This window comes from Cellulomonas sp. Marseille-Q8402 (assembly GCF_965119525.1).
This window is the reverse complement of the sequence record NZ_CBCPLX010000002.1, coordinates 839,759-866,258: the sequence shown is the minus strand read 5'-3', so window position 1 is coordinate 866,258 and position 26,500 is coordinate 839,759. Positions and strand designations below refer to the sequence as shown.

Below are 26,500 nucleotides of genomic sequence, written 5' to 3'. Positions count from 1 at the left end.
GTCCCGGCGTGCGCCCCCTCCCCGCGCCGAACCGACCCTGCTGGAGCCCTCCGCGTGCCTGCGCCCGAGACGTCCGTGCCCGCCGTGCCGTCGAGCGGTGACCCCTCCGGTCACCCCGCCCGGGACCGCGTGCGCAAGCGCTCCCGCAGGCTCCGCCTCGGCGCCCAGGGCCTCGCGCTCGTCCTCGTGGCCGGCGCGACCACCGCGTTCGCGGGCCTGCACAAGACCGTGACCGTCGAGGTCGACGGCGCCACCGTGGAGGTGACCGCGTTCGGCCGCACGGTCGGGCAGGTGCTCGCGGCGGGCGACATCACCGTCGGCGACCAGGACCTCGTGGCGCCCGGCCTCGGCGAGACCGTGGGCGACGGCGCGCAGATCGTCGTCCGGCACGGCCGGGAGATCGACGTCGAGGTCGACGGCGAGGAGCGCACCGTCTGGACCACCGCGCTCACGGTCGGCGAGGCCGTCGAGGGCCTGGGTCTGCGTGACGACCAGACGCTGCTGTCGGCGTCCCGGTCCGCGTCCCTGGCCCGCGAGGACGTGCTGCGCGTCTCCACCCAGAAGACCCTGCACCTCGCGGTCGACGGCCAGGTCATCGACGGCGTGACCAGCGCCGGGACGGTCCGCGACGCGCTGCGGGAGATCGGCCTGGTGCTGAACGAGGGCGACCGCGTGTCGGTGCCGCTCGACGCGACCGCCACCGACGGCCTGGTCGTGCTCGTCACCCGGGCCGCCACCGCGGGCGAGACGGTCACCGAGGCCGTGCCGTTCGAGGAGCAGGAGGTCGAGGACCCGACGCTCGTCACCGGCACCCGCAAGGTGGCCACGGCCGGCCGCGCCGGCGTCCGCACGACCACCTACAGCACCGCGACCGTCGGCGGGGCCGTGGTCGACCGCCAGGTGATCGCCTCCGCCGTGACGGTCGAGCCGGTGACGCAGGTGATCAAGGTCGGCACCAAGGAGGTCGCCGCCGGGGTCGACATCACGGTGTCCCCGGGCAGCGCGCAGGACATCGGGCGGCAGCTCGCCGCGGCGCGCGGCTGGGGCGACGACCAGTTCGCCTGCCTGCTGCAGCTGTGGAACAAGGAGAGCGGCTGGCGCGTGAACGCCGAGAACACGTCCTCCGGGGCGTACGGCATCCCCCAGTCCCTGCCGGGCTCGAAGATGGCCAGCGTCGGCGCCGACTGGCGCACCAACCCGGCGACCCAGATCACGTGGGGCCTCAACTACATCGGCGGCCGCTACGGCAACCCGTGCGGGGCCTGGTCGGCGTCGCAGGCCAAGGGCTGGTACTGAGACGCACCCCGTCGCGTCCCCGCCTGACCTGCTGAGCCGCCGCCACCACTTGGCAGAGGATCACGAATAGGTTACGGTCGCGTGTCGCTCGTGACAGATCGGTGATCCCGGTCCGCGGGCACGCAGCCCGCGCAGCAGAGCGCGGCAGCAGGACCACCGCCGGATCGGGGATCCGGGACCGTCGGGTGCGGCACCTCCCTCCAGGTGCCGCCGCAGCCGCGGGGCCGAACGGCCCGGGGCACCGCCGGGCGCCGCCTCGCGCAGCGCGACCCGCCCCCCGTGCCCGGGACCGCCGTCGTCTGGAACCACGTGACCTCCTTCACCCGTCGCGCCCGAGCGCGCCTCGCCGCCATGCCCGCCGCCCTGCGCACCCGCATCGTCCGGAACACCACGGACCCCGGGGACGCGGCCGGCGCCCAGCCCGCCGACGAGCGCCGGTCGCGCCGGGGTCGCGTGCGCCTGATCGGTGCCGCGACCGCCGTGGTCGTGCTCGCCACCGGCGGCGTCGCCGTCGCGGACGCCCACAAGACCGTCACCCTCGACGTGGACGGCGTCGCCACGACCGTGTCGACGTTCTCCGGCAGCGTCGAGGGCCTGCTCGACGAGCACCAGCTCGAGCTGGGCGAGCGGGACACCGTCAGCCCGTCCGGCGCCCTGCGCGACGGCGTCGACGTCGTCGTGCGGCACGCGCACCAGGTGACGATCCAGGCCGACGGCGCCGAGCAGACGGTCTGGACGACCGCGCTCACCGCCGACGAGGCGCTGGAGATGCTCGCGACCCGCGGCGACGACGTGCGCCTGGTCGCGTCCCGGTCCGCCGCCGGCGGCCGCCCCGACCTGTCGCTCGACCTCACGCTCGACGGCGCCGCCGCCGTGCAGGTCGACGGCCAGACGCTCACCGTGCCGGACGGCAGCACCACCGTCGCCGAGGCGCTGGACGCCCTGGGCGTCCAGCTGACCGCGCTGGACCGCGTCAGCGTGCAGCACACCGGTGACCGCGTGACGGTCGTCGTGAACCGCGTCGTCGTGCAGGACGTCACCACCACGTCGGAGGTGCCGTTCAACGCCGTCGAGCAGGAGGATGCCGGCATCTACGTCGGCACGTCGAAGGTGACCACGGCGGGCGTGCCCGGCGTGCGCACCGTCGTCGAGCGCATCACGACCGTCGACGGCGTCGAGACCGGCCGCGAGCCCGTCTCCGACGCGGTCACGCAGGCGCCGGTCGACCAGGTCACCAACGTCGGCACCAAGAAGAAGCCGGTCGTGCAGGCCGCGCCGAGCGCACCGGCCTCCGGCGGCACCCCCGCCGTGGGCGGCGGCGACGCGGCGGGCCTCAACTGGGCCGCCCTGGCGGCGTGCGAGTCCGGCGGCCGCGTGAACGCGGTGTCGGCGAGCGGCAAGTACCACGGGCTCTACCAGTTCTCCGTGGCCACCTGGGCCGCGGTCGGCGGCTCGGGCGTCCCCTCGCAGGCCTCGGCCGAGGAGCAGACGGCCCGCGCGCAGATGCTCTACAACCGCTCCGGCGCCGGCCAGTGGCCGCACTGCGGGCCGCGGCTGTTCAGCTAGGCTCGCCCGCATGTCCTCGAGCACCGGCCCCGTCGCACCTGCGGCGGGGCCGTTGCTCGGTCCGGCCGAGATCCGCGCCCTCGCCGAGCGCGCCGGCATACGGCCGACCAAGACCCTCGGGCAGAACTTCGTGCTCGACGGCGGCACCGTGCGCAAGATCGTCCGCCAGGCCGACGTCGTCGCCGGCGAGCGGGTCGTCGAGGTCGGTCCCGGCCTGGGCTCGCTGACGCTGGGCCTGCTCGAGGCCGGGGCCGACGTCGTCGCGGTCGAGATCGACCCCGTGCTCGGCGCGCTGCTGCCCGACACGGTCCGCCGGCACGTCCCCGGGGTCGTGGTCGACTCCGTGGACCTGCCCGACGTGGTCGCCGCTCCCGCGGGCGAGCCGGACGCGGGTGCACCTGCCGCGCCGTCGCTGACGGTCGTGCGCGGCGACGCGCTCGACGTGCGGGTGCTGCCGGGCCGCGCCCCGACCGCGCTGGTCGCGAACCTCCCGTACAACGTCTCGGTCCCCGTGCTGCTGACGTTCCTCGAGCGGTTCCCGACGCTCGAGCGCGTGCTCGTCATGGTGCAGGCCGAGGTCGCCGACCGCCTGGCGGCGCCGCCCGGCAGCCGGACGTACGGCGTCCCGTCGGCCAAGGTCGCCTGGTACGCGTCCGCCCGCCGGACCGCGACCGTCGGGCGCTCCGTCTTCTGGCCGGCGCCGAACGTCGACTCCGCGCTGGTGCGGATGGACCGGCGGGAGCCGCCCGCGAAGGACGCCAGCGCGGACCGGAGCATCTTGCGGCGCCGAGAACGCCGTCCGGGCGATCGAGGCGGCGGGGGTCGACCCGCAGGCCCGCGGCGAGGCGCTCGACGTCGCCGCGCTGGCCCGGGTCGCCGAGGCGCTGCACGCCGGGGCCTGAGACCTCGCGCCGCCCACGCCCGGACCTGGCACAGTGGGACCCGTGACCGACCTGCGCCTCGCCCCCCGCACCGGACGTGAGGTGCGGGTCCGGGCTCCCGGCAAGGTCAACCTCTCGCTGCGCGTCGGCCCGCGCCGCCCGGACGGGTACCACCCGCTGGCGACCGTGTTCCAGGCCGTGTCCGTCTACGAGGACGTCGTGGCGACCGCGGCCGAGGACCTGCGGATCACCGTCTCGGGCCCGCAGTCCGAGCTGGTGCCGACCGACGGCTCGAACCTCGCGCTGCGCGCCGCGCGCGCGCTGGCCGAGCGCACCGGCGTCGACGACGGCGTCCACCTGCACCTGCACAAGGGCGTCCCGGTCGCCGGCGGGATGGCGGGCGGCTCCGCCGACGCCGCCGCCGCGCTGCTGGCCTGCGACGCGTTCTGGGGCACCGCGCTCAGCCGCGAGGAGCTGCACGAGGTCGCCGCGGAGCTCGGCTCGGACGTGCCGTTCCTGCTGATGGGCCAGACCGCCGTGGGCTCCGGACGCGGCGACCTGCTCACCGCCGCGCTGTCGCGCGGCGAGTACCACTGGGCGTTCGGCGTGCGGGAGGCCGGCCTGTCGACCCCGCGGGTCTACGAGGAGTTCGACACCCTCGCCCACGGGCACGAGGCCCTGGACACCGACGGCGACGTGGCGCTGCTCCAGGCGCTGCGCGCCGGCGACGCCCCCGCGGTCGGCGCGCTGCTGCACAACGACCTGCAGGACGCCGCCGTCGAGCTCGCCCCCGGCCTCGTGGAGACGCTGGCCGTGGCCGAGGACGCCGGCGCGCTCGGCGTCGTGGTGTCCGGCTCCGGGCCGACCGTCGCGGCCCTGGCCCGCAGCCGGCAGCACGCCCTGGTCATCGCCGCCGCCATGACGGCCGCCGGCGTCGCGGACTCGGTGCTCACCGCCTCCGGGCCCGTGCCCGGGGCGCGGGTGGTCGCCGGATCCGACGTGCTCTAGTCCTCCCGGACCACGTCGCCCGAGCCGCTGACCTCGCTCGTCACCTCGGGGTCGCCGGCGTAGGTCACGGAGCCGGAGCCGCCGATCCGCACGTCCAGCCGGCGTTCGGCGTGCACGGCGATCTCGCCCGAGCCGCCGATCGAGGCGTCCACCTCCTCGGCGCGCAGGTCCTCGGCGTCGATGTCGCCCGAGCCGTCGATGCCGAAGGCGGCCGTCGTCGTCCGCCCGGACAGCTCGATGTCGCCCGAGCCGTCGACCGCGGCCTGCACCTCCTCGACGTCCACCCCGGAGACCTCGACGCCGCCCGAGCCGGAGATGCTCACCCGGAGGCGCTCCCCGACGACCTCGGACGCCGTCACGTCGCCGGAGCCCGACACCACGACCTGCTGGAGGTCGGAGACCACCAGCTCGTACTGCACGTCGCCGAGGTCCTGGAAGCCGAACGAGCTCCGGGCGTCGAGCACGAGCACGCCGTCCCGGACCTCGGAGACCAGCCGGTCCTGCGTGCCCTCCGGCGCCCGCACCGTCAGGGACGGGGTGTCGCCGCGGCGCACCGTCAGGTCCCCGGACGACGCCAGGTCGACGGACTGCACGTCCTCGACCTCGACCTCGCGGGTGACCATCGGGCCGCCGCCGCCCACGCAGCCCGTGAGCCCGAGCACCAGGCCCGCACCGACCGCCCCTGCTGCCGCTGCCGTCGTCCGCCGTGCCATGGTCGCTCCTCGTGCCGGGCGCGGGGACGTCCCCCGCGTCGCGGTCCGAGCCTCGCAGGCCCGCGCGCAGGGACGACATCCGGGAGACCCCTGAACGCACCCTGAGGAGGACCCGAACCGCCCCGCGATCGTGCGGGCCGTGCGGGCGGGGTCAGCCCTCCAGCCGGGTCAGCCCCTTGCGCAGCCCGCGGACGGCCTGGGCGATCCGCTGCTCGTTCTCGATGAGGGCGAACCGCACGTGCCCGTCGCCGCCCGGGCCGAACCCGACGCCCGGCGAGACCGCCACGTCGCAGTCCCGGACCAGCATCTCGGCGAACTCGATGGACCCCATGTCCCGGTACGGCTCGGGGATCCGCGCCCAGGCGAACATCGTCCCGCGCGGCCGCAGGATGTCCCAGCCGATCCGCCCGAGCCCGTCGACCAGGGCGTTCCGCCGGCTCTCGTACACCGAGCTGAGCTCCGCCGGGTAGTCGAGCGCCTCGTTGAGCGTGACCGTCGCGGCGATCTGGATCGGCTGGAACGTCCCGTAGTCCAGGTACGACTTGAGCTTGGCCAGCGCGCCGACGACGTCCGGCCGGCCCACCAGGAACGCCACCCGCCAGCCGGCCATCGAGTACGACTTGGTCATCGAGTAGAGCTCGACGGCGACCTCGGTCGCGCCGACGCACTGCATGATCGAGGGCGGGGTCCACCCGTCGAAGCACATGTCCGCGTACGCCAGGTCGTGCACCAGGACGACGTCCCGCTCGCGTGCCCAGTCGACCAGCCGCTGCAGGTCGTGCAGCTCGACGGTGGTCGTCGTCGGGTTGTGCGGGAACGACAGCACGACCACCCGCGGCTTCGGCCAGCCGAGGTCCCACGCCTCCATCACGCGGTCCACGTACCCGGCGCCGTCCGTGCCGTCGCCGATCGGCACCTGCCGGGCGTCCGCGCCGGCGAAGTACGGGCCCCAGATGTGGATGGGGTACGACGGCGTCGGCACCAGCGCCGCGTCGCCCGGCTGCAGCAGCACCCACATGAGGTGGCTGAACCCCTCCTTGGCGCCGATGGTCGAGATGACCTCCGTGTCCGGGTCCAGCGTCACGCCGAACCGGCGCAGGTAGTGGTCGGCCACCGCCTGCCGGAGCTTGGGGATGCCGCGAGAGGCCGAGTACCGGTGGTTGCGGGTGTTCTGCGCGGCCTCGGCCAGCTTGTCGACGGCGATCTGCGGGCTCGGCAGGTCCGGGTTGCCGAACCCGAGGTCCACCACGTCGCGGCCGGCGCGACGCGCCTCGACCTTGAGCGTGTCGATGATCGTGAACACGTACGGCGGCAGGCCGGGGATGCGACGGAACTCCATGGGCCGACGCTAGCGCCGTCGGCCCCGCGCGGCGTGGAGGACCTGCGGAGGTGCTGGTCGGATCAGCGACCGCGGGCCGTGAGCGCCGCCGCGTACAGCTCGCGCTTCGGCACGCCGGCCACCTGCGCGACCTCGGCCACGGCCTCCTTGAGCCGCTCCCCCGCGTCGACCCGCGACAGCACCTCGGCGACCAGCTCCGCGGTGGACGCCACCTCCCGCGCCGGCGCACCGGCGACGACGACGGCGATCTCGCCGCGCACCTCGCCCGCCCCGGCCCACGCCGCCAGCGCCCCGAGGCCGTCGCGCACGACCTCCTCGTACGTCTTCGTCAGCTCCCGGCACACCGCCGCCGGCCGGTCGGCGCCGAACGCCGTCGCCATGTCCGCCAGCGTCGCGGCGAGCCGGTGCGGCGCCTCGAAGAACACCATCGTGCGCGGCTCCCGCTCCAGGGCGGTGAACGACCGGAGCCGCTCCCCCGCCTTGCGCGGCGGGAAGCCCTCGAAGCAGAACCGGTCCGTCGGCAGCCCCGACAGCGCGAGAGCCGTCAGCACGGCGCTCGGCCCCGGCGCGGCGGTGACCGTCAGGCCCGCCTCGACCGCCGCGGCCACCACCCGGAACCCCGGGTCGGAGACGGCGGGCATGCCCGCGTCGGTCACGACGAGCACCGTGCCGCCGCCCGCCACGACGGCGAGGAGCTCCGGGGTGCTCGCGGCCTCGTTGTGCTCGTGGTGGCTCATGACCCGCCCGCCGACAGTGACACCCATCCGGGCCGCGAGCGCCCGCAGCCGGCGGGTGTCCTCGGCGGCGACGACGTCGGCCTCCTCGAGCAGGCGCCGCAGCCGGGGCGAGGCGTCCTCGACGTCGCCGATGGGAGTCGCCGCGAGCACGAGCCGGCCGGCGCCGGAGAGGGAGGAGGTCACGCGGGCCAGCCTGCCACCTCCGCGGTGCCCCGGTTGCCGACCGGCCGCACGCTGGCGAGGATCGCCGGAGCCGCACCACCGGAGGATCCGATGTCGACCGACCGCACCGTGCTGTCCGGGTTCCTGTTCGGCTGCGGCATCGCGGCGTCCGTCATCGACCTGCTCGTGTTCCACCTGGGCCTGCAGTGGCACCACTTCTACGACCTGTCGACGACCGAGGTGGCGCTGACCACCGACGGCGTGTTCCACGCCTTCGGCTGGTTCGTCACCGTCGCCGGGCTGTTCCTGCTGGCGGACGTGCGACGGCGGACCGGCGTCGTCCGCGCCCGGTGGGTGGGCGCCGTGCTCACCGGCGTCGGGGCCTTCCAGCTGCTCGACGGCGTCGTCGACCACAAGCTGCTGGGCATCCACCAGATCCGCTACGGCGTCGACCTGCTGCTGTACGACGTCACCTGGATCGGGTCGGCGGTCCTGGTGCTGCTGGCCGGGCTGGTCGTGCTGCGGCGCACCCGCGCGCGGCCGACCGGGGGCGCAGCGGCCGGGCCGGGCTGAGGGCCGTGCACCCCGTGCACCCCGTGCTCCCGGCGCATGCCGGCCATCCCGGGCACGGCGCGGGGACCAGCCGGCTGACGGGCTGGGAGCTGCTGGACGTCGCCGTCGCCCTCGCGCTGGTCGGCGCGGCCGCCGGCTACGTCGCCGCCCTGGTCCTGGCCCGCTCCCGCACGCCGTGGCCGGTGCGGCGCACGGTGCTCTGGCTGCTCGGGCTCGCCTGCGTCGGCGCCGCGCTGCTCGGGCCGCTGGCGACCGCCGCGCGCACCAGCTTCACCGCGCACGCGGCGGGCCACCTGCTGCTGGGCATGCTGGGGCCGCTGCTGCTGGTCCTGGGCGCTCCTGTCACCCTGGCCCTGCGCGCCCTGCCGGTCACCGGCGCGCGGTCCCTGGTCCGGCTGCTCCGCGCCCCGCCGGTGCGGGTCGTCACGCACCCGGTGGTCGCCGGCACGCTCGACGCCGGCGGGCTGTGGCTGCTCTACGGCACCGACCTGTTCGCCCGGATGCACGCGTCGCCCGCGCTGCACGGCCTGGTGCACCTGCACGTGCTGGTCGCGGGGTACCTGTTCACGGCGTCGGTGGTCGGGCGCGACCCGGACCCGCACCGGGCGTCCGTCCAGCTGCGGTCGGCGGCGCTGATCGTCTTCATCGCGGCGCACGCGGTCCTCGCGAAGTGGCTCTACGCGCACCCGCCGGCGGGCGCCGACCAGGCGGACGCCCGCGTCGGCGCGCAGCTCATGTACTACGGCGGGGACGCGGTGGACGTGACGCTCGTCGTGCTGCTGCTCGCCGGGTGGTATGCGGCCACGCGACCCCGGCCGGCCGGGCTCGCGGCGTCCGGGGCGGCGGCACCGTGACGTGTCAGAAGCGACGGTAGGTGCCGGCGAGGTCCACGATCCACTGCGGGGTCTCGACCCCGCGCTTCCTGTCCACGACGACCTTGGCGCGTGCCGCCGCGGCACGCACGCTCGGGTGGAGGTCACGCTCGAACTCGTGCGGCAACGGCGCTCGGGCGACTCCGCCGCCGATCGCCGGCCGATCTGCCTCCGCCTCGCGCGACACCCGCCTGCTTCTCCGGCTCCGCATCATCGTGACACCTCCTCGTCGGAGTCTGATCGTCCGGGAGTCCCCCGTCGATCCCCACTTCCCGGACACCCGGTGCCGCTCGACCCGCTCGGTGCGGTCCGAAGCCCCAGTGCGCCCGCCAGGGCGGCGTCCACCACGTCGCTCTCGTGCTCGCCCGCCCACTCGCTGCTCGCGAGCGCCGCCAGCACGTCGAGGCCCGCCGTCTGCCCGTGGCGGTCGTCGCTCAGCACCCGGTCGAGCGCCCACTGCGCCCGGGCCCACCACTGGACCTTGCGGTCGACCCACTGCTGCCGCCGCGCGTTCGCGCTCGCCGCCCCGTACGCGATGGCCGCGGCGACGATCGCCGCCGTGCCCCCGAACCCCGCGCTGCGCGACCACTCCGACAGCCACCTGCCGCTGCCGACGGACGCCGCGCCGCCGAGGGCGAGGCCGATCGCCACCCCCGCACCGAGCACGAGCAGCGCCGCCAGCACCGCCAGCACCCGCGCCCCGACCTGCACCTCGCGTCCCACCCGACCTCCTCCGTCCGCCGAGCCCTCACCGTGCCAGTCCCGCGCCCCCTCGCGCCGGGTCCGGGTCGGGCCTGGGGACGGACCTGGGGACCACACGCGGCGTGTCCGTGGCCGTCGGCGCGCCGCGTCCGCGCAGGTGCCGCTCAGACCGCGCCCCTACGATGACGACCGTGCCCCAGCCCGACGACCCGACCGAGGCGCGGCCCGCCGTCCCGGACGAGCCCGAGCGCCGGTTCCCGCCGGTCGTCCCGCCGGACCCGGAGGCGACGTCCGCCCGGGACCCCGAGGACGCGCACCACCACCACCACGACGGCGCCACGAGCACGCTGACGGTGCCGCGCAGCGCCGACCCGGACCGCGCCGACGACCCCGCGCTGTCCACCCACGACCGCCTGCTGGTGCAGCTGCTGGGCGCCCGCACCCTGCTGCTCGGCGCCACCCGTCGTGCCCGCGTCCTCGGCTGGCTGTGGCCGCTCGCGGTCACGCTGCTCGGCGGCGTGCTGCGGTTCTGGGACCTCGGCCGGCCGCGGGAGCTGGTGTTCGACGAGACCTACTACGTCAAGCAGGCCTACTCGCTGCTGCGGCTCGGCTACGAGGGGCGCTGGGGCGAGGACGCGAACGAGCTGTTCGCGGCCGGCGACGGCTCCGCGCTGGGCACCGGCGCGGAGTACGTGGTGCACCCGCCGGTCGGCAAGTGGCTGATCGCGCTCGGCATTCAGCTGGGCGGCGGGATCGAGTCACCGGCCGCCTGGCGGCTCGCGTCCGCCGTCGCCGGCACGCTGGCGGTCCTGCTGGTCGCGCGGATCGGCCGCCGGCTGTTCGCCTCGACCGCGCTGGGGACCGTCGCCGGCCTGCTGATGGCGGTCGACGGCGAGGCGATCGTGCACTCCCGGACCGGCCTGCTCGACAACTTCGTGATGCTCTTCGCGCTGGCCGCGTTCGGGGCGCTGCTGCTGGACCGCGACCAGGCACGGCGCCGGCTCGCCGCCCGGACGGCGGCCGTGCTGGACTCGGGCGCGGCGCTCGGGCTCGGGCCGCGCCTGGGCTGGCGGTGGTGGCGGTTCGCCGCCGCGGTGCTGCTCGGCCTGTGCATCGGGACCAAGTGGTCCGGCCTGTACTTCCTCGCCGTCCTCGGGCTGCTCACGGTGGCCTGGGACGCCACGGCGCGCCGCTCGGCGGGGGTCCGGCACTGGGTCCCGGCGACGCTCTGGCGGGACGCCGTCCCCGCCGGCCTGGTCATGGTGCTCACCGCGGCGGTGACCTACGTGGCGAGCTGGTGGTCCTGGTTCGCGCACCCCGGGTCGTACCTGCGGCAGTGGGCCGTCGAGCACCCCGGCGAGGGCGTCGGCTGGCTGCCCCCGGCGCTGCGCTCGCTCTGGCACTTCCACACGGAGATGTGGGACTTCCACAACGGCCTCACCGCCGAGCACGCGTACGCCGCCCACCCGCTCGGCTGGATCGTCCAGTGGCGGCCCACCTCGTTCTACTACCCGACCGGCGTGTCGGGGCTCACCGGCGAGGAGGCGCGGGCCGCCTGCGGCGCGGACGCGTGCTCGCAGGCGATCACCTCGCTGGGCAACCCGGTGCTCTGGTGGCTGGGCGCGCTCGCGCTGCTGGTCGCGCTGTACTGGCTGGTCGTGCGGCGCGACTGGCGGGCCGGCGCCGTGCTGGCGGGCGTCGCCGCCGGGTGGCTGCCGTGGTTCGCCTACGCGCACCGGACGATCTTCACGTTCTACTCGATCGCGTTCACGCCGTGGGTGGTGCTCGCCGTGGTGCTCGTGCTGGCCCTGCTGGTGCAGACCGACGACGCCCGCCAGCGCCGCCGGGGCGTCGTCGTGACGTCGGCCGTGCTGACGGTCGTGCTGGCCGTCAGCGCGTTCTTCTACCCCGTGTGGACGGCGTGGGTGGTGCCGTACGAGTTCTGGCACCTGCACATGTGGCTGCGGTCCTGGATCTGACGTCGTCGCCGGACCAGGACCGGCGTCAGGACCGCTTCAGGTGCCAGTCGACCTGGGGGCTCGGGTACCAGGCCAGCCCGTCGGCGTCCCAGTACGGGCCGTGGCCCGCGACGCGCACCACGAAGTCGTCCCAGTCGCGCTGCGCCGCCGGCGTCCACGCGACCTCGGCGACCGCCGCGAGCCGCGGCAGCAGCATCGTCATGAGGTCGTCCAGGCTGCGCAGCGTCTCGGTCCACACGGCCGCCTCCACGCCGATGACCGAGCCCTCGGGCAGCCCCGGCACCAGCGCGGTCGGCTCCCACTCGTAGGCGTCGCGCAGCTCGATGTGCCCCGCCCACTCCAGGCCCAGCTCGGTGTCCGCGTCGTACTTCATGTCCAGGTACGCCCGCGACCCCGGCGACATCAGCAGCCGCGCGCCCGCCCGCGCCGCCGCGACGAACGGCGCCGGGTCCATGCGGGTGTCCCAGTACTGGACCACCGTGCCCGGCTCGAGCGGCGTCGTGGCGATCTCCTGCCAGCCCACCACCTGCTTGCCCGCCGCGCGCACCGCGTCGCTCGCCATCCGGACCAGCCGCGCGTACTCGTCGTGCTCCATCGTCAGGACCTCGTCGCCCCCGATGTGCACGTAGTCGCCGGGGGTCACCGACGCGACGTCCCCGAACACGTCCCGCAGGAACGGCTCGGTCGCCGGCAGGTCCGCGTGCAGGCGGCTGAAGCCCACCTCGATGCCCGTGTACGCCTCGGTCGGCTCCCCCGACGGCGTGAGCGCGCCGTACGCGTGCAGCGCGGCGTTCACGTGGCCCGGGACGTCGATCTCCGGCACCACCCGCACGCCCCGCGCGTCGGCGTAGGCGACGAGCGCCTCGAACTCCTCCATGGTGAAGAACCCGCCGGGGTCCCCGTCGACGGCCGTGCCGCCCGAGCGCGCCGCGAGCTCCGGCCGCGACGGCAGGTCGAGCCGCCAGCCCTGGTCGTCCGACAGGTGCAGGTGCAGCACGTTGAGCTTGTACGCGGCCATCAGGTCGACGACCACCCGCAGGTCGTCCGTGCCGAAGAAGTGCCGCGCCACGTCGACCGACAGCCCGCGCCAGGCGTGCACCGGCTCGTCCTCGACGTGCAGCGGCCACGCAGCCATCGAGCCCTGGTGCGGCCGGAGCACCTGGTGCAGGGTCGCCAGGCCGCGCATCAGCCCCTCGGCGGTGCCCGCGGCGACCTCGACGCGGTCGGACGCGACGTCCAGCCGGTACTGCTCGCCGGCGAGGTGGTCCGGGTCCAGCACGAACGCCACGTCCCCGGGCTGCGTCGGCTCCGCCACGTCGCGGTAGCGCACCTCGACCGTGCTGCCCGAGATCCGGCTGAGCGACTCCGCGGCCAGGACGCCCAGCGCGACCTCGGCCGGCCCGGTGCTGACGGTCACGGTGGTCGACGCCGACACGACGAACGGCGCACCCTCGCCGGCCCGGACCAGGCGCGGGGCCGGGACGAGGCGCAGGGGTGTGGTCGGAGCGGGCACGGGGGTCCTTCCGGACGACGGGTCGACGACGGGCACGTCCGTGCCCGGCCCCCGCTGCACAGTGTGCACGCTCGGGGGGCGGCGCGGCAGCGACGCGCGGGACGGCCGGGACGCGACACCCCGGCCGGTCGGTTCAGGCCGCCGTGGTGGCGGGTCGCGGCTCCGGCTCGGTCGCCGCCAGGCGGCGGGCCAGCACGGCGCAGGTGGCGAGCTGCAGCTGGTGGAACACGATCACCGGCAGCGCGACCCCGGCGGCCGCGACCGGCCCGAACAGCACGCTGGCCATCGGCAGACCGGTCGCGAGGCTCTTCTTGGACCCGCACATCAGCAGGGCGATCCGGTCGGCGCGGCTCAGCCGCAGCAGCCGTCCGCCGTTCCACGTGATCAGCAGCATCACCGTCAGCAGCACCGCGCACACGACCACCAGGGCGACCAGCACGCCGACGGTGAGGTGGTCCCAGGCGCCGGAGCTCTCGGCCTCGGAGACCGAGCCGTAGGCGACCAGCAGGATCGTGCCGCGGTCCGTGACGAGGGTCAGCGGCTTGTGGGCCCGCACCCAGGCGCCGATCTTCGGCTGCAGCAGCTGGCCGACGACGAACGGCAGGAGCAGCTGCAGCAGGGTCGCCCCGGCCGAGCCGCCGACCGGGCCGCCCGCACGGGACATGAGCACCCCGACGAGCAGCGGCGTCAGCACGATGCCCAGCACGTTGGAGACGGTGGCGCCCGTGATCGCCCCCGCGACGTTGCCGCGCGCGATCGAGGTGAACACCACGGACGACTGGATCGTCGACGGCAGCAGCGACAGGTACAGCAGGCCGGTCTGCAGGTCCTCCGGGAGCACCGAGCCGGGCAGCAGCTGCACCGCCAGGCCGAGCACCGGGAACAGCAGGTACGTCGAGGCGAGCATCCCGCCCTGCAGCCGCCAGTTCCGCAGGCCGTCCCAGACCTCGCTGGTGGCCATGCGGGCGCCGTAGAGGAAGAACAGCAGGACGACGGCGCCGGTGGTCACGTGGTCCAGGACGGACGCGAAGCCCCCGGAGGCCGGGGCCAGCAGGCCCAGCACGAACACCGCGACGATCATCACGACCAGCGGGTCGACCCAGGTCTTGAACGTCTTCCAGGTGCGGGACCACCGGCCCGGTCGGGTCGGGGTCGCGTCAGGCACCCGGACATCATGCCACCGCGGCCCGGGCCGGCTCGTGCGGCGTCCGCCCCTGAGCCGGGCGTCAGGCGGGCGGGCGCACGTCGTAGACGAGGTGCGCGAACTGCCCGTACCGCTCGACCGACCGCAGGTGCAGCCGGTCCGGGCCGACGCGCCGCGGCAGCACCGGGGCACCGCCGGTCAGCGCCGCCGGGGCCACGCTGACCTGCACCTCGTCGAGCACGCCGGCGTCCAGGAACTGCCCTGCGAGGTCCCCGCCGCCGACCACCCACACGTCGCCGTCACCGGCCGCCTCGCGGATCGCCGGCAACGCGTCGGCGACGGACCCGCGCACGAACCGCACGTCGGCGCCGTCCGGCACCGGCAGGTCCCGGGTGGTGAACACGAACTGCGGCCGGTCGCCGAAGTACGCGGGCCACTTGTCGGGGTGCGCGACCAGGTCCTCCTCGCGGAGCACCCACTCGTAGGTGGTCGAGCCGGACACCAGCACGGTGATGGGCTCGAGGAACGCGTCGTGGTCGGGCTGGGCGTCGGACTCGACGGCGAACAGCCACGCGAGCGAGTCGTCCTCGTCCGCGATGTACCCGCTGATGGTCGTCGCTGTGTTGTAGATCACTCTCATGCCGTCGACCGTAGCGAGGGGGTCCGACACGTCGGACGTCGACGTCCGGGAACGACGAAGGCCCGGGATCCGTGGATCCCGGGCCTCGCGTACCGGTGGAGCTGAGGGGATTCGAACCCCTGACCTTCTCATTGCGAACGAGACGCGCTACCAACTGCGCCACAGCCCCTTGAGCGGTGAACAGCCTAACATCCCTGACGGGCTGCTCACGACACGGCCTCGCCGGCCTACTGACCGACCGCCCGGCGGCGCGCCAGCACGGCGTTGAGGTCGATGGACCCGGTGGGCGCGTCGGTCGCGGGAGCCGTCGTCCCGGGGGCCTCGGCCGTGGCCGCCGCCGTCTCCGGGCCGTCCGGGACGGCGGCGGAGGCGGGCACGGCCTCCTCCGGCACGACCGGCACCGCGGGCGCCGTCGTCGCGACCTCGTCGGGAGCCGCGGCCGAGCGCCGCGCGGGCGCCGCCAGCGTGGAGCCCTCGACGTCGCCCAGCGGCACGGGCTCGCGGCGCGGCGCGGGCGCCTTCATCGTGTAGGTCGGTGCGGGCACGGCCACGGGCGACCAGCTGTCGCCCTCGCGACCGCCGTCCTGCACGCGGGTGGAGGTGCGAACCGGCAGGTCGGCCCGGACGCGGGTGATGGCCTGGGTGTCGGTGAGCGACGGCTTCACGGCGTGGCCGCGGGCACCCTGCCGGCCCGGCCGGGCGGCGCGCTCGACCAGCGGCCGCGACGCCTCGGTGATGCGGCGCTCCCACTCGTCCTCGGCGGCGCGGCCCTGCACGACGGCGCGGCGGCCGAGGCCGAGCACACCGGCGAGCAGCACCGTGGGCACCACGCCCGCGAGCACGCCGAGGGCCGTGACGCCGACGACGACCCAGCCGGCGACCGTCGCGGCGAGCAGCGCGCCCGCGAGCGCACCACGGCGGCGCGCGGCGGCACCGCGCCGGGCGGTCGCGGCGGCGTGGGCGGCGTGCAGCTGCGCGACGCGGCGGGCGGCGTCGGCGCCGATCCTGTCCTGGGTCCCGTGCGGTCGGTCCACGTCCGTGGCTCCCCTGTCCGTTCCGGCGATCCGGTTCCCCGTCCCGGGGGTGAGCAACCCGACTCGCTTGTCCACCGGGCCGCAGTCCCACCGGACGCTCCGGGCCACGTCCGCACGCCGTCGCCGGTCCGACCCCTCCGGGCCGGTCACGGCGAGCACGCGCAGCGCGTCGGAGAACCGGTCGTCGGTCCGCGACTCGAGCAACTGCTGCCGGTGCCGCAGCTTGTGCGGCACCAGGTAGGCGATCCACAGGCCGACCACCACGAGGGCGGCCGGTCCGGCGAATTCGTACACTCCACGACGGTAGGGGCGGGCGGCCCGGTGCTCCCGGACCCCTCACGGCGTGTCGACGGGCCGCGCGGGGGAAAATCACACCGGTGTAGTTCCGCGGGACCGGGGCTACCCTCCCACACCCGGCGCCCGGTAGGTGCCGCCGGACCCCGATGCGTGGAGGCCGGTAGGTGGTCCCCGCTCAGCGCCCGGCGGTCCCGGCGGCGTGCCAGCGCGCCAGGAGGCCGCGCGGGACCTCCTCGGCCGTCAGGGCGAACGTGCGGTGGTCGCACCACTCGCCCTGGATGTGCAGGTACCGCTCGCGCACGCCCTCGTCCCGGAAGCCGAGCTTCTCGACGACCCGCAGCGACGGCCGGTTCTCCGGTCGGATGTTGATCTCGACCCGGTGCAGACCCAGCGCGGTGAAGCAGTGGTCCGTCGCGAGCGCCACCGCCGTCGGCGTGATGCCCCGCCCGGCCGCGTGCCGCGCCACCCAGTAGCCGATCGACGCCGAGTAGAGCGACCCGTAGGTGATCCCCGAGACGGTCAGCTGCCCGACCAGCTCCCCGCCGTGCTCGACGGCGAACGGCAGCGACGTCCCGGACCGCGCCTGCCGGTCGAGCGTGCGGACGAACTGCCCGAACGTCGGTCGTCGGCCGGTGACCGGCTCGGGCGACGTGGCGTCCCAGGGCTCGAGCCAGGCGTGGTTCACGGCGCGCAGCCGCATCCAGTCGGCCTCGTCGCCGCGCCGCAGCGGGCGCAGCCGGACGTCGCCGTCGGTCAGGGTGACGGGCCAGCCGCGCGGCATCAGCCCTCCAGCACCAGGCAGTGCACGACCTGCCCGGCCACCACGGCGTCGTCCTGCTCCCCCACCACCGCGAGCGCGTTCGCGTGCGCCAGCCCGGTGATCGACGACGTCGCCGGGTCGCCGACCGGGGTCACGCGGTAGCCCTCGCCGGGCGTGCCGACGACCGCGGCGGGCACGAACTGCCGCACCCCGGCCGGCGACGACCAGCCCACGTCGGCGCGCGCCGTCACCGACGGGCGGAACAGGTCGGTGTGCCCGGCCATCGCGCGCAGCGCCGGGCGGACGAACACCTCGAACGCCACCTGCGACGCGACGGGGTGCCCGGGGAGCGCGAACAGCGGCACCGCGCTGTCGCCCTCGCCGACCGTGCCGAACCCGTGCCGGAAGCCCGGCGCCATGGCCACCTGGTCGAACCGCACCGTGCCGAGCGGCGCCAGCACGTCGGCCAGGGTGTCGTGCTGCGACTCCGACAGGCCACCGGTCGTCACGACGACGTCGGCGCGGACCAGCTGGTCCTCGAGGGCCTCGCTCAGGACCGCGCGGTCGTCGGTGACGACCCCGACCCGCCGCGGCGTGGCTCCCGTGTCGCGGACGGCCGCCTCCAGCGCGTGGCCCGCGGCCTCGTAGACCCCGCCGTCGCGGGCCGGCGTCCCGGGCTCGGCCAGCTCGGAGCCGATCGACAGGATGACGACCCGCGGGGCCGGGTGCACCCGCAGGCGACCGCGGCCGGTCGCCGCCGCGACGGCGAGCTGCCGCGCCCCGAGGCGGGTGCCCGCCGCGATGACCACCGCGCCGCGCGGGGTGTCGGTGCCGGCGGCGCGCACGTGCTCGCCCGGCTCCGGCACCCGGTGCAGCGTGACGCGGACCGCTCCGCGGTCGGTGTCCTCCGCCGCGACGACCGCGTCCGCCCCCGCGGGCACCGGCCCGCCCGACGCGATCCGCACGGCCTGGCCGGGCGCGAGCCGCAGCGCGGCGGGGTCGCCGGCGAGCACGTCGTGGGCGACGGGCAGCACGACGGGCGCGCCGGGAGCAGCACCCCGCAGGTCACCGGTGGCCACCGCGTACCCGTCGCGGGCCGCGACCGCCCGCGCCGGGACGTCCGCCGGGGCGACGACGTCCTCCGCGAGGATGCAGCCGGCGGCGTCGGAGAGCACGACGTCGAGGGGGGCGACGGGCCCGACCGCGGCCAGCACGGCCGCGAGCTGGTCCTGCACGGATCTCATGGCGGCATTCTGCCCGCCGGACCGCCGCAGCCGCGCACGGAGCGCCGACGCCGGGCGTGCGGGCGCACGTCACGCCGATGGTCCTACCCGCCCGTCCCCGGGTTTGGGAGACTGGGGGCATGAGCACCGCTGCCCAGCCGTACCCGCACGCGTCCGACGGCAGCACCATCACCGAGGTGAAGGACCAGTTCCGGGCGCTCATCCGGGCGGCTCGCGCGGCGCGGTCGCCGCGGCTCCGGGCCGAGGCCGCGGACGCGCTGGTCGACGTGGTGGAGACGATCCCCGCCCTCGCCGACGCCGGGTGCGTCGCCGTCTACGCCGCGCGGCCGACCGAGCCCGACACCGGGCCGCTGCTCGACTCGCTCGCCGCGCGCGGCGTCGAGGTGCTGCTGCCCGTGCTGGGCGCGGGCCTGCAGCGCGAGTGGGCCCGGTACGACGGCCGGCACGACCTGCTGCAGCGCGCGCCCGGCCGCCCGCCGGAGCCGTCCACCCCCTCGCTCGGCGCCGACGCGCTGGCCCGGGCCGACGTGGTCGTCGCCCCCGCGCTCGCCGTCGACACCTCCGGCACCCGGCTCGGGCAGGGCGGCGGCTGGTACGACCGCGCCCTCGCGCACGCCCGGCCCGGCACGCCCGTCGTGGCGCTGGTGTTCGCGGAGGAGCTCTACGACGCCACCGTCCGGCCGCTCCCCCGCCAGCCGCACGACCGCACCGTCGACATGGTCGCCACGCCCGAGCGCTGGGCCACCCTGGGCGCCTGAGCCGGGAATACCGCGGGGCCGCGTATCATTGGCACTCGGACACGGGGAGTGCCAACGGCCCCCCACCCACCGAGTCACGTCATTCGCGGGAGACAGCAGTGCCCACCTACGCCTACACCTGCACCGAGTGCGGCCACGCCTTCGACATCCACCAGTCCTTCAGCGACGCGGCGCTCACGGAGTGCCCGAGCTGCGGCGGCAAGCTGCGCAAGGTGTTCTCCTCCGTCGGGGTCGTGTTCAAGGGCTCGGGCTTCTACCGCAACGACTCCCGCTCGACCACGACCTCGTCCACGGGCAGCAGCTCGACGTCGTCGTCGACCTCGAGCTCGTCCACGACGACCTCGACCCCGAGCACGACCTCGTCGGCCCCGGCCGCGTCGTCGAGCTCGGCCGGCAGCACCAGCACCGCCGCGAAGCCCGCCGCGAGCTGACCGGGGTCCACCCGGCCGCGTGCTCTCGCGGGTCGGGGTCGACCACAGGCGGTGGAGGCGCGCGTCGTCCCCAGGGTGAGGGGTGGGCGGCGCAGCCCTGACGGAGGTGCCGCCTAGCGTCGCCGGCATGCCGCCCGACCTCGTCCCCGACGCCCGACGACGCCTCCGCGTGCTCGCGTGGCGTGCCCGCCGGCCGCTCGCCGCGCTCTGCGCCGGCCTCGCCGCCCTGGTCGCCGTCGACCTGGCGCGACCCGCCGACGCGCCGACGGCGCAGGTGCTCGTCGCCGCGCGGGACCTGGACGTCGGTGCCCGGCTCACCGAGGACGACCTGACGCTCGACGCCGTGCCGGTCGCGCTGCTGCCCCCGGGCCTGGGTGCCGACGAGGACCTGACCGGCCGGCGGCTGGCGGTGGCCGTGCCCGCGGGGCTGCCGCTGGTGCCGGAGCTGCTCGTGGACGACGCCACGACCGGCCCGCCCGGCACGGTGGTCGTCCCCGTCCGGTTCGCCGACACCGGCGTCGCCGCCGTGCTCCGGCCCGGGATGCGGGTGGACGTGGTCGCGGCACCCCTGCTCGACGGCGGCGAACCGGTGCGGCTCGCGAGCGGCGCCGTCGTGCTGGCGCAGTCCGGCGCCGCGGAGGCACCGGACGACGGGTCCGACACCGGCGGCGGATCGCTGCTGGGCGGTGGCTCGGCCGGGGCCTCCGAGTCCGCGCCGGTGCTGCTGGCGGTGACGCCCGAGGAGTCCGTGGAGCTCGGCGGCGCCACCGGCTCCCGGGTGCTCGGTGCGGTCATCGTGGGATGATGCCGGCACACACCGCCGCTGTACCTCGGAGGACATCTCGGCATGAGCGACGTACTCGACAAGGGCCTGCGCGGCGTCACCGAGCGGGCCCGCGGGCTCGCCGGCGTCTTCCAGGGGTTCAAGGACTTCATCTCCCGCGGGAACGCGATCGAGCTCGCCGTGGGCGTCGTCATCGGCGCGGCGTTCACCACCGTCGTGGGAGCGCTGCAGGAGGGCTTCATCAGCCCGCTGATCGGCATGCTGTTCGGCAAGCCGGAGATCGCCTGGGTGGTCGGGCCCATCAACGGGTCCACGCTGGACCTCGGCCTGATCATCAACGCGATCATCCAGTTCCTGCTGACCGCCGCCGCGATCTACTTCATCATCGTGCTCCCGCTGAACAAGCTCGCGGAGCGGCGCAAGCGCGGCCTCGAGGCGGAGCCCACCCGGCCGTCCGAGGACATCCTGCTGCTGCAGGAGATCCGCGACCTGCTCGCCGCGCAGTCGACGCCCGCCCTCCGCCAGGACACCAGCGCCCCCGCGCACCCCGGCGCTCACCAGGCCCCCGGCGCGCACCAGGCCCCCGGCGAGCCCGACGCACCGGGCGCGAGCCGCACGCCCACCGCCTGACCCGTCGGCGCCCGCGGGACGGTGGGACACTGGGAGGCGTGAGCACCTCCCCCGCCGAGCCCCGTCCCGAGGACGCGGACCGTCCGCGACGCCCGGTCGACGACACCCCGCTGATCCCCGGGCGCAGCGCCGACGACTCCGACGCCGGCTGGGGCGACGACCGCGGCGACTCGAACGACGACCGCCTGCTCCGGGACGTCCCGCCGCACTGGTGACCCACCCCGCCACGCCACCCTGGCGAGCGGCGTGCGGCCCCTGCGCGCTGCCCCGTCTCCCCGACGCGCGGTGATCCGGCCCGCGTCGGCCCGCGTCGGCCCGCGTCGGCCCGCGTCGGCCCGCGCCGGCGGGAGCGGCCGTCAGGCCGGGTGGGTGCCGGTGGCGCGGTGGACCGCTGCGCCGACGACCGCGTCGACCCGCGAGCCGCGGCGGGTCAGCCCCAGCTCGGCGCGGACGGCGGCGGCGAGCTCGTCGGGCGTGCGCTCGGTGCCGTCGGACACGAGCCACGCCACGAGGTCGTCGAGCTGGTCGTCGGAGTAGGCGCTGATCGGCAGGCCGGGGCGCACGTCGGGCCGCGGACCGCCGGGGACGGCGAGCGTCGGCTGGACGATGCGCACGGCGCCGGTCATCGGCGCGGCCGCCTCCATCACGCCGGGGATGTCGGCGGCGATGGCCGGTGCGGCGCCGGTGGCGGGGCGAGGCTCGGGCGCCGGATCGGTCACGGGTGCCGCGACGACGTCGAGCACCCCGGTCGCCGGCCGCGGCTCGTCGGCCCAGGTGCCGCCCCCGGCGGGCACGTCGGCCCCGGGCAGCACGCCGAGCCCGGTGAGCGTCGGGGCGGGACCCGTGCCGTCGTCGTCGAGCAGCGGCGCGGGCACCAGGAGCATCCCGCGCTGCCGGTCGGCGCGCGCCTGGGCGATGCGCTGGTCGGCGACGGCGTGCAGGGCGCGGCGGATCCGGTCGACCTCGGCCTCGGGGTCGAGGAACGCGGCCGCGGACCAGACGCGCAGCACGCTCCACCCGAGGCGCTCGAGGCGCTCGGCGACCTGCCGGTCGCGGACGCGGACGCTCGGCTCCTCGAGGTACGCGTCGTCGTCGGTGAGGACGGCGACGAGCAGCTCGCCGGGCAGGTCGGGGTGGCCGACGGCGAGCGGCAGGTGCAGGCCGCCGGGCAGGCCGTGGTCGAGCTCCACGACGAGGCCGTGCCGCCAGAGCCGCTCGGCCAGGTCCACGACCAGGCGGTCGGGCGCCTGCTCCGTCGCGACGACGACGTCCGCGGGGACGGGCTCGCGCTCGGCGGTCGGCTGGTCCGCCTCGGCGACCGCGGGCGCCTTGACCTCCTCGGCCACGGGCGCGCCGTCGTCCTCGGCGGGCGGCTCGGCGATGGCGAGGTCGGTCTCGCCCGCGGCGCGCCGCTCGGCGAACCGCAGCAGGTCACCGAGCAGGCGCGGGCCGGGACCGCGCAGGCGCTCGGGGTCGACGTCGGCGAACGCGAAGCAGGACACGACGTCCAGCCGGTGCCGGGTGACGCCGAGGACCGCGAGCAGCAGCGCGTCGCCGCCGGGGCCGCTGATCGGGCCGAACCGGTGCAGCACGCGCCCGTGCGGGGTGCGGCCGAACCCGAGCGACAGGATCAGCGCGTCGCGGCGCAGGCCGGCGACGTTGGTGAGGTCGGTGACGACGAACGGCTCGGGCCGCGACCCGTCGAGGCAGGCGGCGAGCGACGGCGAGTCCCGGACCTGGGCGAGCACGGCCTCGCGGACCTGCGCGGTGTGCAGCGCGGAGGCGGTGACGACCGCGAGCGACTCCTCGGGGTGCGTGAGGGCGTGCTCGATGACCAGCTCGACGACGCGGTCCACGTCGGCCCGCGTGCTCTGCACGGCGCCGGTGCCGTCGGGCATGCCGGTGCCGTCGACGAGGTGGTGGCCGACGGTGGCGACGCTGGTGGGCAGCGGCGTCGGGGACAGCACGTCGCCGTAGCCGTGCGCGGCGAGGAAGGCGGTCAGGTACGGGTCGCGCCGGGAGGCGTCGGCGCGCAGCGGGACCGTCGGCAGCACGTCGGCGAGCTCGCGCACGGCGGTGCCGGAGGCGCAGCGGGGGTCGCCGACGACGACGACCTGCCGGCCACGGGCCAGCGCGGGCAGCGCGACCTCGAGCGGCAGGTGCGCGGCGGCGTCGAGCACGACCAGGTCGACCGTGCGCGCGGCGGGCAGCACCTGCGGCACGAGCATCGGCGCGGCGGCGAGCACGGGACGCAGCCGCCGGGCGACGTCGGGGTACCGCTCGAAGGTCTCGGGCAGGCTGGTGAGCCGGTCCTCGACGAGCTCGGCGAACAGCGCCTCGGTCTGCTCGGTGTGCGCAGCCATCGCGTTGCGGACGTGGGTGATCGCGCGGGCGCGGACCGGCCCGCCCAGCGCGGCGGTGTGCGCGACGTCGAGCTCGCGGTACTCGGCCGCGAGCCGGCCGAGCGTGCGCCCGTCGTACCCGGCGAGCGCGGGGTCGGCGGCGAGGACCTGCTCGAAGACGGTGGTCCACCAGGCGAGCTCGAGCTCGGCGGCGACCAGGCCCGCGGGCACGCGGCGGTCGGCGAGGTCGTCGAGCAGGTCCCCCAGGCCGGCGGCCAGCAGGGAGCGGACCAGGCGCGTGCGCTCGGGCAGCGCCTCGAGGGTGTCCCGCGCGGCGACGAGGCGGCGGACGCGCTCCAGCACGTCGCCGATCGGGCGGGTCAGCAGGTCGGCGCCCTCGGGCGTGCCGGCGAGGACCACGGTCAGCGCCTCGACGTCGGCCCGCACCTCGCGGTGCTCGGCCTCGATGTCGCCCAGGTGCTCGGGCAGCCGGGGCCACCCGCCCGCGGGGCAGTGCTCCTGCCAGATCGCGCGCTGCTGCTGGACGTCGAGCAGCGCGGCGTGCAGGTCGGCGACGGGACGGCCGGGACGCAGCAGGTCCTTGGCCTGCTTGCGCAGCCGCCGGCGCAGCGAGTACCCCATCGGGGTGCCGTGCTCCGCGCGCCAGGCCGTGGACGCCGTGGCGGCGACCATGTCGGCCGGGCTGCGCTCGAAGACCAGCGGCTGGAAGACGTCCAGCACGCCGCGGACGCCGGCCAGGACCTCGAGCTGCTCGGCCCAGGTGGCCAGCGTGGTGGCGGGCGTGAAGCCGGTGACCTCGGCGACCTCGGCGATGCGCCGCTCCACGGCGGGCAGGCCGGTGTCGCCGACGAGCCGCTCGGCGCGGCGCAGGGCGTCCGCGGCCTCGGCGTCCGACAGCAGCGCGGCGCCGTACCAGGGGGTGTCGACGGGGCGCAGCGTGAACGCCCCGGCGGCGGCGGCCTCGCTCAGCTCCGCGCCGACGGCGGCGCGCCGCTCGGCGTCGAGCGACCGGGCGACGTCGACGGGCAGGCGGACGGTCGTGCGCGGCGCGGGACGCTCGGCGGTGAGCCGGGCCAGCGCCTGGAAGGCGTCGTAGGCGGAGGCGCCCCAGGGCTGCCGCACCAGGTGCAGGCCGTCGACGTAGCCGCGCAGCTTCTCGCGGTGGTCGACGAGCGACCGGCGCAGCTCGGCGGCGGCTCCGAGGTCGCCCGGGTCGACGTCGAGGGTCATCGCGCCCATCAGGCGGCGGGCCGACGCGGCGCGCCAGGCGGCGTCCGGGGCGACGTCGAGCAGGATCTCCCCGACGCCGAGCTGCTCCAGGCGCTCGCGCAGCGCGACGGCGGCCCGGCGGTGCCCGGGGACGTAGAGGACGGTGCGGCCGTCGGCGGCGGCGTCCGCGACCAGCGCGGCGAGCGTGCCGGTGACGTCGCTGTCGGCGGGTGCGTCGACGAACACGTGCGACCCGCGGGCCACGACGTCCAGGACGTGCTGCTGCGCGGGGTCGAGGTCGCCGACGCCGCGCTCGAGGGCCGGGTCGCGGTCGCCGCGCACGGGCTCGGGCAGCGTGACCGCGAGCTGCTCCGCGGCCTCGGTGACGCCGGCGAGCGCCGCGACGACCTCGTGCCGGTCGAGCCCGGACGCGAGGCGGTCCAGGTCGTCGACGAGCACCTGCCCCGGGTGCACGAAGGTGCCGACGACGATCCGGTCGACCAGCTGGAAGTCGTCGAGCACGGCCGAGCCGAGGGAGGTCAGCCGGGTGATCGCGTCGCGCGGGTCGAAGCCCGAGCCGGTGAAGGCGCTGCGGGCGACCGCGCCGGGGTCGAGCAGCGCACCGCGGGACCGCAGCGCGCGCGCCAGGACGGGGTTGACCTCGAGCGAGGGCTCCAGCGTGAGCTCGTAGTCGCTCTCGGCGGTGCCGCGGGCGCGCAGGGACACCGGGCGCAGCAGCACCGGGGCGCGCACCTTGCGGCTGGTCGGCTGGGGCGCGTCGGTGCCGGCGTCGTCCGCGCCGGCGGCGTGCGGCGTCGACTCCCGGGTGGCGGTGGCGATCGCGGCGACGTCGTCCGTGGCGACGTCGGGGGTGCTGTGCTCGGTCCAGGACGCGACGCCGATGGCCAGGTAGGTCGGGGCGATGCCGTACTGCTGCGCGTAGGTCCCGGCGCGGGCGGCGACGGCGCGGGCGCGGCGGCGGGCGGTGCCGAGCGCGGCGCCCTCCCGCACGAGGTTGGACAGGCGGGTCTCCCGGCCGGCGAACAGCTGGGCGATGCCGGACGGGTGCGCGGCGGACAGGTCCAGGGCGGCGTCGCCGAGCAGCTCGACGTCGGCCAGCGTGGAGCCGCCGGCCGCCTCGACGAGCGCGGCGCGCCAGGTGCTGGTGGCCCCGGCGACGAGCTCGGCGGGCGACGGGGGCTCGACCAGCACGGGGCCGGTCACCTCGGGGGTGTCGGGCATGGGGGTCTCGCCGTCGTGCGTCGTGGAGCGGTCGGGCGCGGGGCCCTCGGTGCCGGTGGCGGGGGTGCCGGGGGCCGACGGGGTGGGCGACGACGCCGGCACCGCCTCGGCGGCGGCCGGCTGCCCGGAGACGGAGCGGCGCGCGGGGACCTTCACCCGCAGCACGCTAACCGCCAGGGGCCCTCCGGCGCCGCGTGACGCGCCGCCGAGCGGGGTGATGACGCGGAACTCGCCGCTTCCGGCCGCCCCGGGGACGAGCACGGCCACCGGAGCGGGTGCTCGACGGTGGCCGGGAGTTGATCAACGGTGCGCACCGCGCAGGGGGCAGGCGATGCGCACCGTCGGGAATGAACTATGGCCCTGGGATGGTGCAGCGGTCAACAACCTGGCGTCTCCTCGGGTGAACGCTCACACAGCCAGGTCACAGACCCGGGGCATCGTCGCAGGTCGGCTCCCACCCCCGGTGACGGACGTCACGCGGCGGCGGCCGGCGGGCGGAGGGGGTCCGGTGCCCGACGGGGGCGGTGCCGGGCACCGGAGACGAGGCGCCGGCGGGACCCGTCAGCCGCTGCGGGCCCCACCGACGTCCTCGATCCTGACGGCCGCGGGCCGCCCCTCAGCCC

General features: G+C 76.4%; 23 protein-coding genes, 1 tRNA gene and 2 pseudogenes. 12 read left to right on the top strand and 14 right to left on the bottom strand.

Features of this window, described 5'->3' with window-relative positions:
- The first annotated feature begins 54 nt into the window (after nucleotides 1–54).
- The 4 genes and pseudogenes from ACWPWW_RS14960 (at nucleotide 55) to ACWPWW_RS14945 (ending at nucleotide 4,751) form a co-directional block, all read left to right on the top strand.
- Nucleotides 55–1,296, top strand: a complete 1,242-nt coding sequence (locus ACWPWW_RS14960) for an aggregation-promoting factor C-terminal-like domain-containing protein (protein WP_454051141.1) — start codon at nucleotides 55–57, stop codon at nucleotides 1,294–1,296.
- 279 nt (nucleotides 1,297–1,575) lie between these two features.
- Nucleotides 1,576–2,862, top strand: a complete 1,287-nt coding sequence (locus ACWPWW_RS14955; RefSeq protein ID WP_454051140.1) for a ubiquitin-like domain-containing protein — start codon at nucleotides 1,576–1,578, stop codon at nucleotides 2,860–2,862.
- 10 nt (nucleotides 2,863–2,872) lie between these two features.
- Nucleotides 2,873–3,764, top strand: a pseudogene (rsmA, locus tag ACWPWW_RS14950) (16S rRNA (adenine(1518)-N(6)/adenine(1519)-N(6))-dimethyltransferase RsmA).
- 42 nt (nucleotides 3,765–3,806) lie between these two features.
- Nucleotides 3,807–4,751, top strand: coding sequence for a 4-(cytidine 5'-diphospho)-2-C-methyl-D-erythritol kinase (locus ACWPWW_RS14945; protein ID WP_454051139.1), 945 nt, complete (start codon nucleotides 3,807–3,809; stop codon nucleotides 4,749–4,751).
- Here ACWPWW_RS14945 and ACWPWW_RS14940 read toward each other — a convergent pair.
- The 3 genes from ACWPWW_RS14940 to rsmI form a co-directional block, all read right to left on the bottom strand.
- Nucleotides 4,748–5,464 carry a head GIN domain-containing protein gene (locus ACWPWW_RS14940; RefSeq protein WP_454051138.1) on the bottom strand — a complete coding sequence of 239 codons (717 nt, stop codon included), beginning with the start codon at nucleotides 5,462–5,464 and terminating at the stop codon, nucleotides 4,748–4,750. The genes ACWPWW_RS14945 and ACWPWW_RS14940 overlap by 4 nt on opposite strands.
- A gap of 151 nt (nucleotides 5,465–5,615) precedes the next feature.
- Entirely contained in the window at nucleotides 5,616–6,803 is a 1,188-nt protein-coding gene (locus tag ACWPWW_RS14935; RefSeq protein WP_454051137.1) for an aminotransferase class I/II-fold pyridoxal phosphate-dependent enzyme, read from the bottom strand.
- Between the two features lie 62 nt (nucleotides 6,804–6,865).
- A complete protein-coding gene (rsmI, locus tag ACWPWW_RS14930; RefSeq protein WP_454051834.1) occupies nucleotides 6,866–7,732 on the bottom strand; it encodes a 16S rRNA (cytidine(1402)-2'-O)-methyltransferase in 867 nt (288 codons plus the stop codon).
- Between the two features lie 81 nt (nucleotides 7,733–7,813).
- On the opposite strand from rsmI, the gene ACWPWW_RS14925 reads away from it, so the two are divergent.
- Nucleotides 7,814–8,275 carry a DUF2243 domain-containing protein gene (locus ACWPWW_RS14925; protein ID WP_454051136.1) on the top strand — a complete coding sequence of 154 codons (462 nt, stop codon included), beginning with the start codon at nucleotides 7,814–7,816 and terminating at the stop codon, nucleotides 8,273–8,275.
- A 23-nt stretch (nucleotides 8,276–8,298) separates the two neighbouring features.
- Entirely contained in the window at nucleotides 8,299–9,129 is an 831-nt protein-coding gene (locus tag ACWPWW_RS14920; RefSeq protein ID WP_454051135.1) for a cytochrome c oxidase assembly protein, read from the top strand.
- A 4-nt stretch (nucleotides 9,130–9,133) separates the two neighbouring features.
- Here ACWPWW_RS14920 and ACWPWW_RS14915 read toward each other — a convergent pair whose 3' ends face one another.
- Both ACWPWW_RS14915 and ACWPWW_RS14910 read right to left on the bottom strand, forming a co-directional pair.
- Nucleotides 9,134–9,334, bottom strand: a complete 201-nt coding sequence (locus ACWPWW_RS14915) for a hypothetical protein (protein WP_454051134.1) — start codon at nucleotides 9,332–9,334, stop codon at nucleotides 9,134–9,136.
- A gap of 23 nt (nucleotides 9,335–9,357) precedes the next feature.
- On the bottom strand, nucleotides 9,358–9,870 hold the full coding sequence (locus ACWPWW_RS14910) for a hypothetical protein (RefSeq protein ID WP_454051133.1): 513 nt from the start codon (nucleotides 9,868–9,870) through the stop codon (nucleotides 9,358–9,360).
- Between the two features lie 170 nt (nucleotides 9,871–10,040).
- Here ACWPWW_RS14910 and ACWPWW_RS14905 point away from each other — a divergent pair, with 170 nt between their 5' ends.
- Nucleotides 10,041–11,828 (top strand): dolichyl-phosphate-mannose--protein mannosyltransferase, encoded by a 1,788-nt coding sequence (locus tag ACWPWW_RS14905; RefSeq protein WP_454051132.1) that lies wholly within the window; start codon nucleotides 10,041–10,043, stop codon nucleotides 11,826–11,828.
- Between the two features lie 25 nt (nucleotides 11,829–11,853).
- Here the strand turns inward: ACWPWW_RS14905 and ACWPWW_RS14900 are convergent, their stop codons facing one another.
- The 7 genes from ACWPWW_RS14900 to ACWPWW_RS14870 all read right to left on the bottom strand — a co-directional run bounded on the left by ACWPWW_RS14900 (nucleotide 11,854) and on the right by ACWPWW_RS14870 (nucleotide 18,460).
- The gene (locus ACWPWW_RS14900) at nucleotides 11,854–13,341 is read right to left on the bottom strand and encodes a family 20 glycosylhydrolase (protein WP_454051131.1); all 1,488 of its coding nucleotides are present in this window, start codon (nucleotides 13,339–13,341) and stop codon (nucleotides 11,854–11,856) included.
- Between the two features lie 133 nt (nucleotides 13,342–13,474).
- On the bottom strand, nucleotides 13,475–14,506 hold the full coding sequence (locus tag ACWPWW_RS14895) for a bile acid:sodium symporter family protein (protein ID WP_454051130.1): 1,032 nt from the start codon (nucleotides 14,504–14,506) through the stop codon (nucleotides 13,475–13,477).
- 61 nt (nucleotides 14,507–14,567) lie between these two features.
- Complete coding sequence (locus tag ACWPWW_RS14890) at nucleotides 14,568–15,125, bottom strand: dihydrofolate reductase family protein (protein WP_454051129.1); 558 nt, start codon at nucleotides 15,123–15,125, stop codon at nucleotides 14,568–14,570.
- A gap of 96 nt (nucleotides 15,126–15,221) precedes the next feature.
- Nucleotides 15,222–15,294 (bottom strand) — tRNA-Ala (locus ACWPWW_RS14885).
- Nucleotides 15,295–15,352: 58 nt separating this feature from the next.
- Nucleotides 15,353–16,453, bottom strand: coding sequence for a hypothetical protein (locus ACWPWW_RS14880; protein WP_454051128.1), 1,101 nt, complete (start codon nucleotides 16,451–16,453; stop codon nucleotides 15,353–15,355).
- Nucleotides 16,454–16,631: 178 nt separating this feature from the next.
- A complete protein-coding gene (locus ACWPWW_RS14875; RefSeq protein ID WP_454051127.1) occupies nucleotides 16,632–17,237 on the bottom strand; it encodes a GNAT family N-acetyltransferase in 606 nt (201 codons plus the stop codon).
- A complete protein-coding gene (locus ACWPWW_RS14870) occupies nucleotides 17,237–18,460 on the bottom strand; it encodes a molybdopterin molybdotransferase MoeA (protein WP_454051126.1) in 1,224 nt (407 codons plus the stop codon). The genes ACWPWW_RS14875 and ACWPWW_RS14870 overlap by 1 nt, the downstream gene beginning before the upstream one ends.
- 119 nt (nucleotides 18,461–18,579) lie before the next feature.
- Between ACWPWW_RS14870 and ACWPWW_RS14865 the strand changes: the two genes are divergently transcribed.
- Together ACWPWW_RS14865 and ACWPWW_RS14860 are read left to right on the top strand one after the other, a co-directional pair.
- Nucleotides 18,580–19,218, top strand: a complete 639-nt coding sequence (locus ACWPWW_RS14865; protein ID WP_454051125.1) for a 5-formyltetrahydrofolate cyclo-ligase — start codon at nucleotides 18,580–18,582, stop codon at nucleotides 19,216–19,218.
- 98 nt (nucleotides 19,219–19,316) lie between these two features.
- Nucleotides 19,317–19,409, top strand: a pseudogene (locus tag ACWPWW_RS14860) (FmdB family zinc ribbon protein); the annotation flags it as partial.
- A 62-nt stretch (nucleotides 19,410–19,471) separates the two neighbouring features.
- Here ACWPWW_RS14860 and ACWPWW_RS14855 read toward each other — a convergent pair.
- Complete coding sequence (locus ACWPWW_RS14855) at nucleotides 19,472–19,660, bottom strand: hypothetical protein (RefSeq protein WP_454051865.1); 189 nt, start codon at nucleotides 19,658–19,660, stop codon at nucleotides 19,472–19,474.
- A gap of 116 nt (nucleotides 19,661–19,776) precedes the next feature.
- On the opposite strand from ACWPWW_RS14855, the gene ACWPWW_RS14850 reads away from it, so the two are divergent.
- The 3 genes from ACWPWW_RS14850 to ACWPWW_RS14840 are packed head-to-tail and all read left to right on the top strand — an operon-like array spanning nucleotide 19,777 to nucleotide 21,278.
- Complete coding sequence (locus tag ACWPWW_RS14850) at nucleotides 19,777–20,454, top strand: SAF domain-containing protein (RefSeq protein WP_454051124.1); 678 nt, start codon at nucleotides 19,777–19,779, stop codon at nucleotides 20,452–20,454.
- 42 nt (nucleotides 20,455–20,496) lie between these two features.
- Nucleotides 20,497–21,063 carry a large conductance mechanosensitive channel protein MscL gene (gene mscL / locus ACWPWW_RS14845; protein ID WP_454051123.1) on the top strand — a complete coding sequence of 189 codons (567 nt, stop codon included), beginning with the start codon at nucleotides 20,497–20,499 and terminating at the stop codon, nucleotides 21,061–21,063.
- Nucleotides 21,064–21,101: 38 nt separating this feature from the next.
- Complete coding sequence (locus tag ACWPWW_RS14840; protein WP_454051122.1) at nucleotides 21,102–21,278, top strand: hypothetical protein; 177 nt, start codon at nucleotides 21,102–21,104, stop codon at nucleotides 21,276–21,278.
- A 141-nt stretch (nucleotides 21,279–21,419) separates the two neighbouring features.
- Here the strand turns inward: ACWPWW_RS14840 and ACWPWW_RS14835 are convergent, their stop codons facing one another.
- Nucleotides 21,420–26,033 carry a hypothetical protein gene (locus ACWPWW_RS14835; RefSeq protein ID WP_454051121.1) on the bottom strand — a complete coding sequence of 1,538 codons (4,614 nt, stop codon included), beginning with the start codon at nucleotides 26,031–26,033 and terminating at the stop codon, nucleotides 21,420–21,422.
- Nucleotides 26,034–26,500: the final 467 nt, after the last annotated feature.

Coding starts and splice junctions, on each gene's coding strand:
- ACWPWW_RS14940 (WP_454051138.1), bottom strand. CDS start 5,464: ATGGCACGGCGGACGACGGCAGCGGCAGCAGGGGCGGTCGGTGCGGGC.
- ACWPWW_RS14875 (WP_454051127.1), bottom strand. CDS start 17,237: ATGCCGCGCGGCTGGCCCGTCACCCTGACCGACGGCGACGTCCGGCTG.
- ACWPWW_RS14865 (WP_454051125.1), top strand. CDS start 18,580: ATGAGCACCGCTGCCCAGCCGTACCCGCACGCGTCCGACGGCAGCACC.
- ACWPWW_RS14925 (WP_454051136.1), top strand. CDS start 7,814: ATGTCGACCGACCGCACCGTGCTGTCCGGGTTCCTGTTCGGCTGCGGC.
- mscL (WP_454051123.1), top strand. CDS start 20,497: ATGAGCGACGTACTCGACAAGGGCCTGCGCGGCGTCACCGAGCGGGCC.
- ACWPWW_RS14935 (WP_454051137.1), bottom strand. CDS start 6,803: ATGGAGTTCCGTCGCATCCCCGGCCTGCCGCCGTACGTGTTCACGATC.
- ACWPWW_RS14870 (WP_454051126.1), bottom strand. CDS start 18,460: ATGAGATCCGTGCAGGACCAGCTCGCGGCCGTGCTGGCCGCGGTCGGG.
- ACWPWW_RS14890 (WP_454051129.1), bottom strand. CDS start 15,125: ATGAGAGTGATCTACAACACAGCGACGACCATCAGCGGGTACATCGCG.
- ACWPWW_RS14850 (WP_454051124.1), top strand. CDS start 19,777: ATGCCGCCCGACCTCGTCCCCGACGCCCGACGACGCCTCCGCGTGCTC.